Annotated in this window: 1 pseudogene; it reads right to left on the minus strand. The window is 39.6% G+C overall.

Going from position 1 to position 278, the window contains the following annotated elements:
* Positions 1-263: pseudogene (locus ACWA1B_RS22580) on the minus strand (TonB-dependent receptor); the annotation flags it as partial.
* Positions 264-278: the final 15 nt, after the last annotated feature.

Genomic DNA, 278 nt, shown 5'->3' on the forward strand with positions numbered 1-278 from the left:
GCAGAAAACGACCAAACGTTTTTATCATATTGGCGTTCCAGATCTTGCGGCGCGTACATATCTTCAGGATAAATTGGGGACATATAACCGTGATTTACATAATGGCTCCATTCTCTTCTAAAGTTTTTCTGAAAACCAAGCTGCGTTTCAAAAGCATGATTTTTCCAATTAAATGAAGTTGTATTGCTCACCTTCAAATGATTCACCTGCTGATATGGCATCAAAATATCGCGGCTCGATTTATCGTGCAGTTCTGTATCCACATTTCGAGGTTCGAG

It is taken from the genome of Flavobacterium xizangense, from assembly GCF_054075145.1.